Annotated in this window: 12 protein-coding genes and 1 tRNA gene; 5 read left to right on the top strand and 8 right to left on the bottom strand. The window is 31.4% G+C overall.

The features are described from left to right. Positions 1 to 16 precede the first annotated feature (16 nt). The 3 genes from JAO71_RS10350 to JAO71_RS10340 form a co-directional block, all read right to left on the bottom strand. Positions 17 to 1,531 (bottom strand): cellulase family glycosylhydrolase, encoded by a 1,515-nt coding sequence (locus JAO71_RS10350; RefSeq protein ID WP_203000699.1) that lies wholly within the window; start codon positions 1,529 to 1,531, stop codon positions 17 to 19. Continuing rightward, the gene (locus tag JAO71_RS10345) at positions 1,525 to 2,655 is read right to left on the bottom strand and encodes a hypothetical protein (RefSeq protein ID WP_236011242.1); all 1,131 of its coding nucleotides are present in this window, start codon (positions 2,653 to 2,655) and stop codon (positions 1,525 to 1,527) included. The genes JAO71_RS10350 and JAO71_RS10345 overlap by 7 nt, the downstream gene beginning before the upstream one ends. An 89-nt stretch (positions 2,656 to 2,744) precedes the next feature. After that, a complete protein-coding gene (locus JAO71_RS10340; protein ID WP_203000695.1) occupies positions 2,745 to 5,834 on the bottom strand; it encodes a hypothetical protein in 3,090 nt (1,029 codons plus the stop codon). Between the two features lie 200 nt (positions 5,835 to 6,034). On the opposite strand from JAO71_RS10340, the gene JAO71_RS10335 reads away from it, so the two are divergent. The 4 genes from JAO71_RS10335 (at position 6,035) to JAO71_RS10320 (ending at position 9,403) form a co-directional block, all read left to right on the top strand. Then, the gene (locus JAO71_RS10335) at positions 6,035 to 7,219 is read left to right on the top strand and encodes a response regulator (RefSeq protein WP_054852583.1); all 1,185 of its coding nucleotides are present in this window, start codon (positions 6,035 to 6,037) and stop codon (positions 7,217 to 7,219) included. A gap of 33 nt (positions 7,220 to 7,252) precedes the next feature. Beyond that, positions 7,253 to 7,747, top strand: a complete 495-nt coding sequence (locus JAO71_RS10330) for a glycosyltransferase (protein WP_028289378.1) — start codon at positions 7,253 to 7,255, stop codon at positions 7,745 to 7,747. 13 nt (positions 7,748 to 7,760) lie between these two features. Then, complete coding sequence (locus JAO71_RS10325; RefSeq protein WP_203000693.1) at positions 7,761 to 8,762, top strand: type I phosphomannose isomerase catalytic subunit; 1,002 nt, start codon at positions 7,761 to 7,763, stop codon at positions 8,760 to 8,762. 62 nt (positions 8,763 to 8,824) lie between these two features. Further along, on the top strand, positions 8,825 to 9,403 hold the full coding sequence (locus tag JAO71_RS10320) for a PhnA domain-containing protein (protein ID WP_203000691.1): 579 nt from the start codon (positions 8,825 to 8,827) through the stop codon (positions 9,401 to 9,403). 53 nt (positions 9,404 to 9,456) lie between these two features. Here JAO71_RS10320 and JAO71_RS10315 read toward each other — a convergent pair whose 3' ends face one another. The 4 genes from JAO71_RS10315 to JAO71_RS10300 all read right to left on the bottom strand — a co-directional run bounded on the left by JAO71_RS10315 (position 9,457) and on the right by JAO71_RS10300 (position 15,052). After that, positions 9,457 to 10,557, bottom strand: coding sequence for a DUF4407 domain-containing protein (locus tag JAO71_RS10315; protein ID WP_116823547.1), 1,101 nt, complete (start codon positions 10,555 to 10,557; stop codon positions 9,457 to 9,459). 130 nt (positions 10,558 to 10,687) lie between these two features. Beyond that, positions 10,688 to 13,048 (bottom strand): M56 family metallopeptidase, encoded by a 2,361-nt coding sequence (locus JAO71_RS10310; protein WP_203000689.1) that lies wholly within the window; start codon positions 13,046 to 13,048, stop codon positions 10,688 to 10,690. Positions 13,049 to 13,050: 2 nt separating this feature from the next. Next, the gene (locus tag JAO71_RS10305; protein ID WP_203000687.1) at positions 13,051 to 13,416 is read right to left on the bottom strand and encodes a BlaI/MecI/CopY family transcriptional regulator; all 366 of its coding nucleotides are present in this window, start codon (positions 13,414 to 13,416) and stop codon (positions 13,051 to 13,053) included. A 247-nt stretch (positions 13,417 to 13,663) separates the two neighbouring features. After that, the gene (locus JAO71_RS10300; RefSeq protein WP_203000685.1) at positions 13,664 to 15,052 is read right to left on the bottom strand and encodes a dipeptidase; all 1,389 of its coding nucleotides are present in this window, start codon (positions 15,050 to 15,052) and stop codon (positions 13,664 to 13,666) included. A gap of 118 nt (positions 15,053 to 15,170) precedes the next feature. Here JAO71_RS10300 and JAO71_RS10295 point away from each other — a divergent pair. Then, positions 15,171 to 15,252: transfer RNA gene (locus JAO71_RS10295), tRNA-Leu, on the top strand. Positions 15,253 to 15,366: 114 nt separating this feature from the next. On the opposite strand, the gene JAO71_RS10290 is transcribed toward JAO71_RS10295, so the two are convergent. Beyond that, a complete protein-coding gene (locus tag JAO71_RS10290) occupies positions 15,367 to 18,264 on the bottom strand; it encodes an alpha-amylase family glycosyl hydrolase (RefSeq protein WP_203000683.1) in 2,898 nt (965 codons plus the stop codon). Positions 18,265 to 18,375: the final 111 nt, after the last annotated feature.

The raw sequence follows: 18,375 nt of genomic DNA, 5'->3' as shown, positions 1-18,375 counted from the left end.
TTTTTGTCCCAAACAATTAATGTGTTATATATTTAAAAGCAGGTTTTTTTGTCCCATTTTTATCAATAAACCCAAAATGCTTTTGAGTATTTTTACGCCAAGGTAGTCTACCTACAACATCATTAGGTACAGAAGTAAAATCATATAAAGTCCAAGACATAAATTGCAACTTATTTGCTGCAATTTGTTCTTGGATTTTTTTGTGATAATTAGCTTGGTCTTCATCTGAAGACCCAAAAGGTTTCCACAATCCAGAATATGAAGACATTCCAAACTCTTGCAAAACTAAGGGTTTGTTTGGTATTTCTTTTTTCATGGTTGTAATGGCTTCATCTAATTGTTCCAAATCTTCGTAATAATGAAATGATATAAAATCTACTTTATCTTTTAAAATAGTAGCACTTTCAGTATTGGACCAACCTATGGTTACTGGATGTACAGTATCAATTTCTTTGACTAAATCAATCATATTATCTAACCATGCAATAACGTTATCTTTTCCTCTAGATTCAAAATCTAAATTAGGTTCGTTTTTAATATCCCAAGCTAATAAGGCTTTGTGGTCTTTAACAGCATTTACAATACCTTCTGCGTGACGTTGATTTAAAGTCCAACTCATAACATTATAATCTCCATAAAAGTCAAAAAGCGTTAAAACGACTTTTAAATTGTTAGCAGCTGCCATATCTAAAGTTTGCTTTAATTTGTCTACTTTTTTATAATCTATCGCGGCTTTACCAAAATCTTCGTATTGCACAAATAGTCTGACAGAGTTTAAACCTGCATCTTTAATTATTTTAAAATCTTTTGCAATAGTATCGGTAGAAAAAGCATTGCCAAACATATCCCAAGGATTGGCTTGCGGATAGTAATTAATGCCTTTAATATTTAAACTATCAACAGCAATTTGTTTTGGTTGCTTATTGTAAATATCAGCTTCTTCTTTAACCAAATGTCTAATACGCCAGAAACCATCTTCAAGCAAAAACACCATTTGGTATGTTGAGGTTTCAGTAGTTTCTAAAACCAACTTATTAGCTTTAAATACACGTTTGTATTCAATAACATTTCGGTCTGTAATGACAGCCATTTGTCCGTCTTCACTAAAAAACTCTAAAGTAGGGTTGTGTTTTAAAGTAGTAGCTTCTATGGTAATGTCTTGCGCTTTGTTTAAGTCTATAAACGCAAATAAGTTTTCTCTTGCACTATCTGTATAATAGTCTTTTATTCCAGCAGTTTTATTGGTTTTGTAAGCAATTTGCTTAACATACCAAGCATCTAAATAATCGTTTTGTAATGCATTTAGGTTTTCGTTATCCATTGGTCGTCCTTCGTTTTGTAAAGGTTCCCAATTTATTGTAGGTAAATATTGTTCTACTTTTTTAATTTCGGTATGCAGCATTTTACTTCGGTCTGCACCAGTATTTAGGTAACTAAATAAAGCACTAACTCCAGAAATAATTAAGGCTACAAGCATAATATACGAGGCTATTAATATGGTACGCATAATATTTTTATTAATACTTACCATAGTTTGATTGTTTTAAATTGTTTTGCTACTCCAGCAGTTTCTAAACTAAAATCATAATTACCATGACTGTAAATAGCAGGTTTCAGCTTAAAAGTAGTATAACCATTAAACGATGTTTTAGTCAATGTTTCTACTAATATATTATCCTTATATATTTTAAGTTTAATGTGTAATCCATCCGGAATCATTTGCTGCATAAAACTTTGCAAAGGACCAACGGTTATTAAACGATTTTTTTCAGAAAAGGCAACCTCAAAATCTTCAATAACTTGTTTGTAGCTTAAGGTAATGCTATTACTTTCGGACATACCATCAACATACGCTTTTATACTCCAAGTGTCTGCATAATCTGGATGAATCATTTTTGAGGTTGCAACTCCATCAATGGTTGTGCCAGTTGTTTTTAAAACATACTGTTCTTGATTGGTAATAAAAAAGGTTACAAAAGTACCGTCACTAACAACATTATTGTGTTCATCTTTTATAATAGAGGTCGTAAATGTCGTAATTTGATTTCCATCGGAATAGTTATGCGGTCTTGTCGCACTTATAGTAAATCCAGTAGGAATTGCTGGCATAACATTAATGGTGAATTCTTTAGAGTTGATGCCTAAGCTTTCTGACGAAACCAACATACGACCACTTTCTTTTTTCGAATAAATATTTCTATAAGCAATAAGTTTATCTGTAAAAATATCATGCGTTTCTTCCGAAGATAAAAACTGATGTTTCTCGTTTACTAAAGTGTTTTTTGGTACAGGATTATCTAGAGAGTCTGTTGGAATAACAACCAACATGGTGTAATCTGTTCCACCAGCTTCAATGCTTGGAGGACCAATATAGGTTTCCATGGTTGCAACTTCTGCTTTTGGAAGTATATGTAATGTTCCAGAAAGCGATTTGTTTGCATTTAAAATAGTCCAATTGATGACGCCAATTTTTTTGGTAATGTTTTCTGGAATGACATATTCTAGTGTGTTGTTTTTTATAGTCGAAGTAATTAAAGTAGAACCATAACTGTTAGAACAATAAAGCAACGGTTTGTCTGCTTCTTGTGTATTTGAAAATTGTAATATAACAGTTTGACCAACCTCAAAGTCGGTTTTAGTAGTTAATAGTTTCATAACAACCGAAGCTTTATTTTGTCGTACGATTGCGAAGGATGATAATAAAATCAATCCTAAAAAAAACAGATATGTTCGTTGTTTTTGCATTAATTTGGGCTACCTATATAAGTGTTAATTTCTATTTTAATATAACTAAAATCTGGATGCTCAATAGGTTGTAATTGTGCGTTTGTATGATCTATAATTCGGTTTGGTACTATTTTGTCTGAGATATCTTCGTTTGGTAAACCATTTACAAAGATGTTTTTCATACTATCGTTAATAATTTCTACTTTACCACTTTGTAAAATAGTATAATCAAAATGTTGTTTACGTTGTTGCCTAACTCCTGCTTTAACAAATAAATGATCTACCCAAATCATGTTTTTGTTCTCATCATAATACGTAATTAGAAGTTGAGGTATTGTAATTTCTTGAATACCGCTATTAAAAAGATTTCCTTCTAATATAGAATCTTTAATTTTTAGTTCACTTAAAACTACATTTTTATATAAATCTGTGCCTGCAACATTTCCGGCGATTTGTAAGTTGAATTTTGTTGGTTGTTCTTCAAATTCAACAGGTGTAAATTCGTCTGGATTAAATGTGTCAGGAATAGAATCTTGCGTTTTAGACCAAGCAATACCTTCAAAATTAATTCTAAAACTACTAGATTCTTTAGGCATTAGTTTATGCTTGACATGGTATTTGGCATTGTAAGTTGCCAACTGTTTATTGTCATCATTATATAATGTTCCTTTTAAAATAACATCAGACGGAACATTGTCTATGTTTTGTACTTCACCAATAATAGCATAACTACCATCATAATGTACCAGTTTAGCCGACACAACTTCTAAAACGGGTTGTTTTAAAATGTCTTCATGATGGGTTGCTTCTGTTGTAATGCGTCGTCGTCCTTGATTAAAATACTTAGTAACATTGTCTGAGTACAATTGGTCAGGAGGTAAATCGTTATTTAAATCATCTGGTTGTAAAAACCATTTTCCTTTAATTTTAGAAAGCGATTTGTAATCTACTTTTTCAATTTTTTCTAAAGGTGTAATCCATTGGCTAATCACTTTTGCTGAGACTGTACTATCGTTTACAGCAGTAATTTCGGTTTCAATAGCATCCATTTTTGCATAACTACTTAAAAGTCCATCAGTCACTGAAATTTCTAACATGTATTGCGCAATTGGTATGTTACTACTAGGATCAATTAAACTATGTGCTTTTTCAAATTCTTTAAAATCTAAGGCATCATAATAGGCAATAATTGCATTTTCTGGGCTAAGTTGTGATTCGTTTTTAATGTAGAATAAATAGACTCCGTAAAATACAACTCCTGCCAAAACTAAAGACCAAAGGTGTATGATGCGTAATACATTTCTATTAAATTTATTATAACTAATTGGAAACTTTAAAAAATCTGGAAGCGGTTTTTCTTTGGTTTTTAAAGCAATAACAAATAACATTTGTATGTTTAATACAAACGCTATTAAAACGGTTAAAAAAGGCATAATTCCCCAATGAATCTTCAACCATTTAGCAACATCTTCTTTAGGTAAAATAGCAGAAACTGGCGGAATGTTTAAACGTTCCCAAACCATAATACCATTTTCTAATTGTCTTAAGCGTTGCCAACCACAGAAATAGAGGATTGGATCGTAAAACTTATCGTTAGAGAATATATACTTTAAATTGTACTTTTCTGGAGTGGTTAAAAATTGTTGTAATGATCCAATACCTGCAACACCTTTAAATTTAGAGTTTTCTAAACGCTCAATAGGTCTTGTGGTTAATTCTGGTAATCTTCTAGCAGAATGGTAGTTTCCATCAACAGTCATGGCATTAGTTTGTGCACTCAACCAAGCCATTTGGTCTCCAAAACCAAGCGTTAAAAAGCGCCATTTATCATGATCATCTTGATTTAAGAAGTTGACAATAGGTAGCATTTTTATTTTTTGCGGTTGTGAAGGTCTAAAGTAATTTAAACTCATCGTAAAAACCACCATAAAGACAAATAAACCAGCCAATATTCCACCTATAATACGATGGTAAACAGCACCAAATTTAGATTGAATTAATGCTTTTAAATCGCCTTGCACAAAGCGATAAGCAAATTCACCCATTAAAGGAATGGATAAAATAGAAGCCCAAAGCGTAAATCTATCTAAAGTTAAAATATTAAAAGCAGTTTCTCCTAACATTTTTAGTGGTACAGGAGTCGTTCCTCCAGTTCCTAAAATGGTACAAATGGTAACCGATAATCCAAAAAACAAGTAACGTTTGCTATAGTATCTATAAAAAATGTAAGGCAATAATATTAGTAAAATTCCCCAAGGAATTAAAAAGAATACTAATCCTGAAGACGTAATTTCTAAAAAATTATCTCGAGAACCATGTGGTATAGGTACTTGCGTAATTGGGTTGGCTTTAGAGTTTAACCAATACGGAAAAATACAACCTACAATTAACACTAAAGACAGCATGCCAAAGCTTACAATACGTTTAAAAAGCTTGAAAAAGCTATTCAAAAATATTTTGAAGGTTACTTCCTTCATACTATTCACTTGTTCTCTAGAAACATCCATTAACACCATACCTATTAAAGGAAAGATAAAAAATACCATTCCAAATATTGGTGTTACATGATGTGAAGTAACTGTAACCGCTATAAGCGATAAACTAGTGGCTAAATACCATTTTCTTCCTGTTTTTAACCATAAATAAATTTCAGGTAAAGCATGCATTAAAACTGAAACACCAACAATACTGGGTAATTGCCCAAAAATATGAAGGGTTTCTACAAAAGAAGATGAGAAAACAGCCAAAACACAAGCATAACCAGCAACTGTTTTGTTTGATGTCATTAATAATGAAAAACGATACGTACCAGTTACAAATAGGACAATTGCAATAAGCGCAACGCTAAACATTCCAAATTTTAAACCTCCAACTAATGATAATAAACCAATAGTTTGATGTACTAAAGGCGGATAACTTTGTACAGTAAAACCAGTGTACCACTCATAGTTCCAGGGTTCAAACCAACTATTAGCATAATGATCTGCAAAAAATAAATGAATTAATGCATCATACGTAGTTTCCAATGTGAAAAATATGGAACTACCATGAAAAGACAATCCTAATAGGAGTGCGGCAATTAAAAATTTATTTGAGGTTTCTTTCAATTATTACTGATCGTTATTTTGTTAACCTAAAGTTATACATAATTGTAAAGATAATTAAATTAAATACTGCTCCAATTTTTAATTATCTACAGCAATTTACCATTCGTCGACACTTAATGCCTGCTTAATCTAAAGAAGATAATTTCATCACAATTCTATGCTATTTTTGGTGTATCAAAAAACAATAAAACACCCTAGTTATGAAAGTATTAGCAATAGATGATCAGCAGTTGGTTTTACTGCCTTTACAAAAAAGATTAACCGAGTTAGGTTATCAAGTTAAGATAGAAACTGATGGTCAAAAAGGATTAGACTCTTACGATTCTTTTAACCCAGATTTAGTAATTGTAGACATCAATATGCCTGGTTTGTCTGGATTAGAAATTGTTAAATACATAAGGATTGCTAAAAAATCTGAAACACCAATAATGGTGTTGTCAGGAGATAATAAAGACGAAACAATTACTGAAGGTTTTGATTTGGGTATTAACGACTACATGAAAAAACCTTTAAGTTTAAACGAGATAAGTGCACGTGTTAAACGCTTAATTGGTGCTCCAGTAGTTGAAAATACTGTAGCAGCTAGCAATGTAATGATTCAGGATCGTTGTGTTGGTGTTGTAATACCTTGTTACAATGAAGAAGAGCGTTTGTTAAGTGACGAGTTTTTATCTTACATAGATAAATATACAGGCTACCATTTATGTTTTGTAAACGATGGTAGTAAAGATAAAACCTTAGAGGTTTTAAATAATTTACAAAAAGGACGAGAGGACTTTATTACAGTTTATGACTGTGAGAAAAATGGAGGAAAAGCTGAAGCTGTTCGTTTAGGTATGTTACACATGGCAGAAAAAGAAGATCTTGATTATATAGGGTTTTTAGATGCAGACTTATCCACAGACTTAGCAGATTTTGACGACTTGGTTAAAACTATTGAAACTTCAGATTTTAAAATAGTTAGTGGGTCAAGAATATCAAGAATGGGAGCGGATATAACTAAAGAGTCTGCTAGAAAAATAATTAGTTTGACCATAAACTTTATTATAAGAAAGATTTTAAGAATGGATTTTAAAGACACACAATGTGGCGCTAAAATCTTTAGTAAAGATGTTATTCAAATTGCATTTGGTAAAAAGTTTGTTACACAATGGATTTTTGATGTCGAAATTTTTAAAAGAATGAGTATTCATTTTGGATTAAAAAAAGCAAAGTCAATGCTTTGTGAGCAACCATTAAAAAGATGGATTCATGCAGATGGTTCTAAACTATCAATGAAAGATTCAGTAAAAATCATATTTCAATTAGCTCAAATTGCTTGGGTATATAGAGGAAAAAAAAAGCCAGCTATAACCAAATCAACTAAGCTTGAAGTAGTACAATAAATAATAATAACCCCAAATCCCCAAACACAAATCATGAAAATAGGTGTAATTATAATTTTTCATAATAACGAGAATGATATCGATACAGATTGTTTTATACAACAAATACAAAAAACTCCAAATTTAGAGTTGTGTTTGGTAAATAACAATAGTAAAGATAATACCTACAAGATTCTTGACCAGATAAAGCAATGTTGTAACAATGTATCTGTAGTTAATATAAATAAGTTTAAGTCTGATGTGTCTGCAGTTAGAGCAGGAGCAAGATTTATGGCTAGTCAACATGATTTAGAACATTTGGGTTATGCAACAGCAAACCTTTTAAATAAAAACGAACATGGTTTAAATGGTTTGATTAAAGCTATATCGAAAAACCAAGATTTGATTTTAGATTTTAATATTGAAAACCTTAAAAAAAGAGATATTAAATTAACATTGTTTAAAAGCTTATTTTCTATTATCGATTATTTAAAAAAATTAAATGTAAACGATCAGTTTGTAAACTTACAAAGTTTAAGCAAACTTTAAATTAAGTATCACTATGAAAGCATATCCTATAAAATTTAATCCTATTCTAAAAGAAAAAATCTGGGGAGGAAACAAACTAGCTAATCTTTTAGGGAAGGCTACCAATAAAGATAATGTTGGAGAGAGTTGGGAAATATCAGACGTTAATGGTAACATCTCTGTTGTTTCAAATGGGTTATATCAAGGTCAAGATTTAAAACAATTAATTGCAGAGCATAAAGCAGAAATGGTTGGTGTTAATAATTTTGAAAACTTTGGTACCAACTTTCCTTTATTAATTAAATTTTTAGATGCTAAAACAGATTTATCTGTACAAGTCCATCCAGATAATCAAATGGCAAAACAACATCATAATAGTTTTGGTAAAACTGAAATGTGGTATATAATGGATAGTGATGATAATGCAGATATTGTTTTAGGATTAAAAAGTAAAGACACAAATCCAGAGTTACTTAATCATATTACAGCACAAAATGTTGATACTGTTTTTAATCGCGAAAAAGTAAAAAAAGGAGATAGTTATTTTATTCCAGCAGGAAAAGTACACGCTGTTGGAGCTGGTGTTTTAGCTGCCGAAATACAACAAACATCAGACATTACTTATCGTGTTTATGATTGGGATAGGATGGATGATTCAGGACATAAAAGAGAATTACATACTAAATTAGCAGCTCAAGCAACTAAACATTTTGAGTCTAACGGAAAGGCAGATTATAGTTTGATTCCTAATTGTAGTACAAATCTAGTTGACTGTGATTACTTCACAACCAATATCATGTCAATATCAAAGATTAAAGTTAGAGATTATTCTAATTTAGATTCGTTTGTAATATTTATGTGTGTTGAAGGTAAAGCCGAAATTACTTCAGGACTACAAACTGAAACTATAAAAATGGGAGAAACCATTTTAATTCCAGCATCAGCTAAAGAAGTCGTTTTTAATGCACAAAAAGCTAAATTGTTAGAGGTTTTTGTTGACCACAAAATTGCTAGACCAGTTCAAAAAGCATCTTAGCATTACAATTAGTGTTTTAACACAAAGCATTTACTATATTTGTGCGCATCAAAAAATATATCATGAGCGTACTTCAAATGTTACAAGATAGAAGTAATACTACTTGCGAGTTGTGTACTTCTACTACAGATACTAGACAATATAATATTCCACCATCTTTAAACGAGACCGTAGACACTTGCTTGTTAGTTTGTGCAAACTGTTATGATCAAATCGAGAAAAACACAGAGATGGATGTAAACCATTGGAGGTGTTTAAACGATAGTATGTGGTCAGAGCATGTTGCTGTTCAGATTATGGCTTGGAGAATGTTACAAAGGCTAAGAGCCGAAGGTTGGCCAAAAGATTTACTAGATATGATGTATCTAGACGATGATAATTTAGCAATTGCTAGATTAACCGATGAGCACAAAGACGAAGCTGATAAAATTATCCATAGAGATTGTAATGGTGTTATTTTAGAAACAGGAGATAGTGTTGTCTTAGTTAAAGATCTTAAAATTAAAGGGTCTAGTCAAGTTGCTAAACAAGGTACTGCTGTTAGAAATATAAGATTAGATCATGAGAACGCTAACTATATTGAAGGTAAAGTAGGACCTACACTTACCGTTATTATTACAGAATACGTTAAGAAACTATAATCTTAATTAATACATACAAAAAAGGCTTCAATTTTAATTGAAGCCTTTTTTAGTTACAATGCTTTTTGTTGCTGTTTATAAAAAGCATCCGCTTGAAGCTGCATTAATGCTCTGGCTTTTTTTTGTTTGTAGTCATATAATTCATCTTCTTCTGATAAATCTGCATATACTTTATCATTAATTTTAAAATCTGCAGCAACGGATAATTGCCTTTCTTTAACACGTTGCTCTACTACAGTTTTAATAGCTGTTTCATGATCTTCAAGTTTAAAATCATATTCTCCTTTTGGAGTTAAAAGTTTTGCTATTATTGGAGAAGTTTCAATAGCTAAAAATAACAAAAAGACAAAAAATGAAGGAAGCCAAGGCAAACTGTTTAAAGCATTTATTCTAGCCATTAAACCATCAAACCCATCAATTATCGGTTGTGTATTAGCAACTTGATTATCATACTTAGTTTTAAGTACTAATAATTCAGATTCAATTGCTGTAATTTTTTGTTTTGTATCTGCTTTAAGCGTTTGTAATTCTGCTAAAGCAGTATCATGTTTTTCTCTTTTTTCTTTGTATACAGGTCCTTTTCCTAATTTATTTGTTCCAGAATTACCTTCAGCTTCTGCAATATAAGTGTTGTAAAGGGTGTTAACTTCAGCCTCTTTAACAGTAATGTTATTTTCAAGGTTGACTATAGCTTGTTTTAGTTGTTTTTCTTTAGGTGAAAATTGTAAAGCAATAGCATCTTGGTTTTGAAGCGTCATTGCATTTTTTTCGGTTAATAAAACTTGATTGATTTCTTTTTCAAAAAGCTTTAACTCTAAAGGTTTAGATATTACTATTGCTATGATTAGTGCTAGTATTAATCTTGGTGTAGCTTGTAATAACTCTCTAGTAAAACTCCCTCGTTTTTTGATAGTCGAAACAATAAAACGGTCTAAATTAAATATTAACAAACCCCAAATTAGACCAAATCCAATAGCAGCATAGACATTGTCAAAGACTGTAAATAATGCGTAACTGGACGCTATAAAGGCCATTATAGCTGTGAAAAACACAGTAGCACCAATTCCAACATACTTGTTTTGTTCGCCTTTTGATGTTGTGTTTAATAGGTCTGTATCTGCTCCAGAGCAGATAATAAAAAATTGTTTTAACATGATATGATTGATTTTGATTGATGATATCTATTAGAACGCTAAGTGCTAGCTTTTGTTACAGTTTAGAGCTAAAAAAACCTCAAAAAAATGAGGTTTTTAATATTAAGTTTGAATTTTTTAATCGTTTTAATTAGTTATCATTAATTGTAATTATTCCTTTTTCTGAGATTTTTACAGTTGAATTACCATTATCAGTATTTGAAGAAATATTTAAATTTTTATTCTGTTTAATTAATTCGATAGCTTTATCAGATGATATTTTATTGGTGTTGTAGTAAAATGTCGCTCCTTTTTTAGACATATCAATAACATGTTGTAAAGGAGATTTTGGTGGAGGTGGAGGCAGCATATTATCTCTTCTTTTTTGAAGTGCTATTTTCCTGGCGTCTCTTTTTTCTATAAGTTCAGCTCTTCTACTTTCTAGTGCTTCTTTTCTTTCTATTGATTTTGCCTTTTTTAAAGTGCTTTTTTTCTTATTTCTTTCAGCTATTATTTGATTACGTCTAGCAATCAATTTAGCTCTTTTTGCTTCAACAAGTTCTTTATCACTTTTCAAAGGTGCAGGTGGTGTTGGAGCAGCAGGAGGAGGTGGTGGATTCTTGTACACCTTTCCTTTTATAATTTTATTCTCTTTATTGTATTGTTCTATGACTTCTTCTTGTTTTGCTTTTTCTTCTGGTGTTGCATTAGGATTTACTGGAGGTGGTGGAGGTGGAGGAGGAATACTAGACGCGTCTCCTTTTTTTACTTTAGGTGATTCAGAATAATTCTCATCATTTTTGTCTACAACCTTTATAACAACAGGCTTAAATTTATTGGACTTAGTTTTAATGTCAAATACTTGGATAATATCTCCTTGCTTAGCTCTTGTAATATATTGTTTAGTTTCGTTATTAGGCATGTTACCTTCGTTAAATAAGGTTTTAATTCCGGGTATTTTAAGTTTAAACTCCGTGATTGCTTCTTTGTTATTGGTAGATAATATTAGTCCAATTATGCCTTTTTTACTTAAATTAAGTTTACAACCATCACATTCTATTCCGTTTACTAGTAATTTTGTGTTTTCTAAAAAAGTCGCAGATTGAGTATAATTTGAAATTTGTTTTTTATTATTACTTAATGCTTTTTGATTATAGTAGATAAATATTTCAGATTCTTTACTTAAAGGTTTTATTGTATCCTCCCAATTTTTGTTAAATGCATCTTCTGTGTATAAATCTATTTGGTAATAATGTTTGCCATAGTTTAAAGCATTTTTAGCCAATTTACTTTCAAAATAATGAGCAAAACTTGATGTTGATAATGATGATAATTTATTATTGTTAATTTTTTTTCCGTCTAACCAAATACCATATTTTTTACTGTCCAACCAATTGTTTAACTGTTGTTTTGTTGGGCTAATCTTTTTTGGTTTGGATGGTGGAGGTGGTAATAGTTTCCTTTCTAATTCAGATAAGTCAACATATTTTTTAGTTGCAATTACATTCTTGTTTTTATCTCTAAATATTATTGTTACATTTTTATAATACTCGTCTTTATTAATTTCATTTATATAATTAATTTTAGAATTTACCTTTTCTGATGCATTTTCAAATTTTTGTAATAAATTAGAGTTAGTTTCTTTTTCAATTTCTATTGTATTACTGAAGCTGTAAATTAAAACTCCTAATAATGGAAGCAGTAGTAAACTGCGTAGCCAAGCGACTGATTTTGTTGTTTGTGTTTTCATAAGTGTAAAACGTTTTTTGATTGATGAATAATTGATGGCATTAACTAATGCCTGTTCCTGCTGGTTTGATGAGAACGCTAGCAAAATATTTTGATAGTTTTTAGTGTCTACTCCTTGATTTAAAACCGCTTGGTCAGCTAAAAATTCATGATTAAGTTTAACCTCTTTTTTTAACCAATATAACAATGGATTAAACCAAAACATTATTTGTAATAGCTCAATAAATAATATATCTAAACTATGTTTTTGTTTAGCATGTGTTTGTTCGTGTAGTAATATTTCATGCGGAATTTGATTGTGTTCGAATTTATTTTTATTAAGAAAAATGAAGTTGAAAAAAGTATGTGGAATTTCCAGTTGATGTATTAAAACATTGATGAAATTATTATGTTTAACTTTTTCATGTTTTTTAATTTTTGAAACAATCCCAAAAACATTTTTTCCAAACCTAATTAAGAATAAGCTAACACCAATTGCGTATAAACTCCATAATACAAATGCTAAGTAATTAGTGCCTTCTGCTATTTTAAAAGTTGTATTTAATGGTATTGTTTCTGTATTATTATCAATTAGCAATACCTTATCAACTGAAGGAGCTACATATTTTACAAAGGTTATAAAAGGCGTAATGACTGATGTTAAAATAGCGATTAATAAATAGGCTCTTTTAAATTTATGGTTGCTTAAAGTTTCTAATATTAATTTATAGAATATAAGAAGTATTAATAGACAGGTAATGGATTTTAATAGCAGTAATCCCATAATTATTTGTTTTTAATTTCATTATCAATTATAGAGCGTAATGCTTCTAATTCTGATTTACTTAAATCTGTTTCTTTAGTAAAAAATGAAGCAAATTGAGAACTGCTATTGTTAAAAAAGTTTTTGATTAACCCATTAACATGCTTAGAGAAATAGTCTTTTTTATTAACTAAAGGATAGTATTGTCTTGAGTTACCAAATTTAGTGTAAGTCACAAAACCTTTGTCTGTCATACGTTTTAATAATGTCGCTATAGTAGTATTTGCAGGTTTAGGCTCTGGATAGGCTTCTAATAAGTCCTTCATGAAAGCTTTTTCTAGCTTCCATAGGTGATTCATTAATTCTTCTTCCGTTTTTGATAATTGCATGTCTACAAGTTTAGATTAACCTCTACAAATGTAGAATAAAAAATCAATTCTACAAATGTAGAGCTGTTTTTTTATTGAAATAATTTAGGTAAGGTGTTGTTTTTTAGTTGTTAGCAGTAGGTCTAACGTGTAAGCGGTAGTAGTGGCATCCTTTATTTTGCTGCCATATATGGCAAAATAAAGATATAACGGATGACGCGACCACCTTTTGCCACTTTTAAAGCAAAAGGTGGTGACACCCTAATTATTATTTATGCATTTCAGTAAAATATTTGTAGAAATACGGGATGGTTTCTATCCCTTTTAGGTAGTTCCAAACTCCAAAATGTTCGTTTGGACTATGTATTGCATCGCTGTCTAAACCAAAGCCCATTAAAATGGTTTTACTTTTTAGTTCTTGCTCGAATAATGATACGATTGGTATGCTTCCTCCACTACGTTGTGGTATTGGTGTTTTACCAAAGGTTTCTTGATAGGCTTTACTTGCTGCTTGATAACCGACACTATCTATTGGTGTTACGTAACCTTGTCCACCATGATGAGGTGTTACTTTTACTTTGACGCCTTCTGGAGCAATACTTTCAAAATGGTTTTTAAATAGGTCTGTAATGTTTTCCCAATCTTGGTTTGGTACTAATCGCATAGATATTTTTGCAAATGCTTGACTAGCAATTACTGTTTTTGCGCCTTCGCCTGTGTAACCTCCCCAAATACCATTAACGTCTAAGGTTGGTCTTATGCTGTTACGCTCGTTGGTTGTATAACCTTCTTCTCCGTAGACAGCATCTATATCTAAAGCTGCTTTATATTTATCTAAAGAAAAAGGGGCTTTAGCCATTTGTGCACGCTCGTCTTTTGATAATTCTTCAACATTATCATAAAAACATGGAATGGTAATATGATTATTGTCATCATGAAGCGAGGCTATCATTTTAGTCAATACGTTTATTGGATTTGCTACTGCACCACCATATAAACCAGAATGTAAATCGCGATTTGGCCCTGTAACTTCTACCTCAACATAACTTAAACCACGTAATCCTGTTGTAATGGATGGTGTGTCTTTTGCAATCATACCAGTATCACTAATTAGAATCACATCATTTGATAGCTTTTCTTGGTTTTGCTTTACAAATTTACCAAGGTTAACACTACCAACCTCTTCTTCGCCTTCAATCATAAACTTGACGTTACAAGGTAAAGTATTATTTTTGGTCATAAACTCCATAGCCTTAACGTGCATGTACATTTGACCTTTGTCATCACAGGCACCACGTGCAAAAATGGCTCCTTCAGGATGTAAATCTGTTGTTTTAATTACAGGCTCAAATGGTGGTGATGTCCATAAATTTAATGGGTCTGGTGGTTGTACGTCATAATGACCATAAACTAAAACTGTTGGTAAATCTTTATCAATTATTTTATGTGCGTAAATAATTGGATAGCCTTCTGTTTCGCAAATTTCTACTACGTCACAACCAGCATCTGTTAGGCTTTTTGCAACGACCTCTGCAGTGTTTATTGTGTGCTTTTTGTAAGCTGAGTCTGCACTTATAGAGGGAATCTTAAGTAGCTCTATTAATTCGTCAAGAAAACGTTGTTTGTTTTCTTGAACGTAAGATTTTATGTTTTTCATTGAAAAAAATATTATTGAATTTAGGTAAAAATACAAAAAGGAAAATAATTTGTTTGAAGTTATTATGAATATTCAAACTATTGTTTATATTTGCAATCCGAAATTATCGGTATAAGTTGCAGGCGTGGTGGAATTGGTAGACACGCTAGACTTAGGATCTAGTGCCGCGAGGTGTGAGAGTTCGAGTCTCTCCGCCTGTACAAAGAAAAAAAAGCTTCTCATTTTTGAGAAGCTTTTTTTATGCCATTTATTTTATATAACAAAAAAAGCTTCAGCGGTTGACTGAAGCTTTTCGGTTTAAATTGATTAAATCATTATGATTTAATCAGTTTAGTAGTTTTTATTAAACCTTCACTTGTTGTTGTTGTGACAAGATATAGTCCTTTTGCTAAGTTATGAATGCTAAACTTGTGTCCAGCATTAAAACGACCTTTAAAATCCTTTATTAGCTTTCCTGATACATCCATTATTTGAACGTTATTTACTATTTTATTAACTGAAAAGGAAGTGCTTGACGGATTTGGATATAGTTTAAAAGTACTAGACAATGCAAACTCCTCTGTGCTTAAGTTTTGAGGTGCTGCATTACCATAAATTTTAAATTGTCCTGCAGGAATAGTTATTGGTGCTGTTGTACTTGTAACGTTAATACTTGTGCTATTAGTTGCGTCCATTAAATCATACCAAGTACCTGTTGAAGGGAAGTCAGGAGTTATATTTTGTGAGGTAACATTAAAGTTCGCTAAAATAACAACATTGTTTAATTGATCTGAAGGAATTGTGTTATCTGAAATAAAAATTCTTGGTGTTAAAGTATTAACATCAGGATTAGTTGTGTTGTTAATAACATACTGACCTTCAAAAACAGACTGGTTTACTTTTAAATCATTTAGTCTTGCCCAATCACTATAGACTTGACTTCTTGTAGCAGCCGTTAACCAATTGTTGTCCCACTGTGGTTGAGGTTTTGTATCTAATTTACAGTCTCCATCCGATCCTGAAGTATCATTAACGTTACCATTATTACAAGTGTAAATCGAGTTTTCCATACCTAGCTCTCCAAAATGCCATATCATTTTTGGTCCTGGAATTGTTAAACTTACAGCTCCTAAAGCAGACATTCTTGATATTGCTGTATTTAAATTGGTAACATCATGGTTTGTGTTACTGCTGTTTCCGTATTGTAAATTTCTATACATTAATCGCTCTTCATCGTGACTTTCTGGATAACCAATTAATCTTGGAGCATCAAAGTTTCTGCTATTGTGACCCATTCCATTAATGTTACTTCCTGAGGCATAACCCATAGTTAATTGATTGTAAGGCTCTGTCATTTTTCCCCAAAGCATGATTCCTTTACCTTCGTTTATTTTATAATCAGCCCATTCTTTTTCTTCTTGTGTACCACCTAAATGTTCGAAAATCACATAATGATCATCATCAAGAGACCAAGAGTAATCTGCGTATTGTTTTAAAATAGCAACTCTGTCTGCTTGATATTGGTTAGTACAATTTTCGTCCGATTCAGTACAATTTTGGGTAAATCCTTTAGTTAAATCCCAACGTAATCCATCAATATTAAACTCTTCAATCCAATGTTTTACTACGCGTTGAACATAATCTTGAGTTTTTGAGTTAGAGTGATTAAAATCAGAACCAACACTATAAGTGTGTGTGGCTACTTGATTAAAATATGGGTTTTCGCTACTTGGTTCTCCCCAACCATCATTATCAGGATCGTCCATCCACATTCTAACCATAGAGTTACGTCCAAAAGCATGGTTTAAAGCGATGTCTAAAATGACTGCAATTCCATTTTGATGACACACATCAATAAACTCTTTTAGTTTGTCTTCTGTACCATAATATTTGTCTAAAGCCATATGGAAAGACGTATTGTATCCCCAACTTTCATTACCTTCAAATTCCATTATTGGCATCAGTTGAATGGCATTAACGTTAAGGTTTTTGAAGTAGTCTATTCGATCTATTAATTGTTGGTAATTACGACCTCCATCAGCATTTTTATCAAAATCTCTTATTAGCACTTCATAGATTACTAAATCCTCTTTTTTAGGTTTTTCAAAGTCAGTTACTTGCCAGTTATAGGTTGTTTGACCTGTTTGTAAAACTGTAACTTCTCTGTCTTGACCAGTTGGGTAACTAGGTAAGTTTGGATAAGACGATGCTGGAATATAAGGATCATCAAATGGAGATAATACTAATGTTGAATACGGATCTGCAGTTTTTACAAGATTTGGCGAGTTAGAAACAGGGTTTTCTGCACCAACCCAATATTGGTAAGTTTCTATTTGACCAGCAGTTAGTCCAGTTAACTCTAACCAAAACTGTCCAGTTGTTGGATCTTTTTTCATTGCATAAGCAGATGTTGGTGAGTAATTATTGAAGCTTCCTGCGACATATACAAAATCTTTTAAAGGAGCCTCTAAAACTAATGTTGCAGAGGTGTTGCTGGTGTAATTAATACCGTTTTCCATGTTAGCAGGTAATGCTTGAGATGTGCTGCTATTAACAAGAATTGTGAAGTTTTTAATAACAACTTCTGTTCCTTGTGTGACTTCTAATTGACAGTATTTGTTTTCTGTTATATTAGAAAAAGAATAGTTATAAAAATTGGTAGTTGCTGTATTAATAGTTGTACCATTAGCTTTAAGTACATAATTAGCATCACCATTTGAATTTTGAGCAATGATTTGTGTGTCTGAATTGCTAGTTACAACTACAACTCCGTCAGATTCTGGGTTAATCATATCTACTTGAAAAGCTCCTACATCAAATACAAAGTTTTGACAACCACCATTGTCTAATTTTAATTCTTGGCTACCGTTTGGGTTTCTAAATACTAATCCCATTTTGGTGACTTCTGTTTCTTCAGTAGCTGTTAAATTAAAATAAGTACTAGGTGTGATTGTTATACTCCAAGTGCCATCACCATTATTGGTCATTTCACCAACGCCATCATCTTGTCCCCAATTACCTACGACTTTAATTCCGTATTCGTCACTTTCATTACCAACTCCTAGATGCGCATATACTTTTGCAGGATTAACAATACTATTACAAGTAGATGCAGTTATATCTACAGTTATGGTTACTGGTTGATTTACTAATATAGGGTTTGGATTAACAGTGACTTGGCTAAGTACTAGTAATGGTAGAAATAATAATAAGTTGAGTAATATTTTTTTCATTTTAATATTTTTTAAAATGTGAAATTAAATTATAGTTTATAAAGAAAAAGCCTATTTAGTTTTACAAGTAAATAGGCTTTAAAAGTTTTATTTAATACAATATTAAATTTA

Source organism: Olleya sediminilitoris (assembly GCF_016785945.1).
Taxonomy (GTDB): domain Bacteria; phylum Bacteroidota; class Bacteroidia; order Flavobacteriales; family Flavobacteriaceae; genus Olleya; species Olleya sediminilitoris.
The sequence above is the reverse complement of the archived record's forward strand: the minus strand, read 5'-3'. Positions and strand labels throughout refer to the sequence as shown.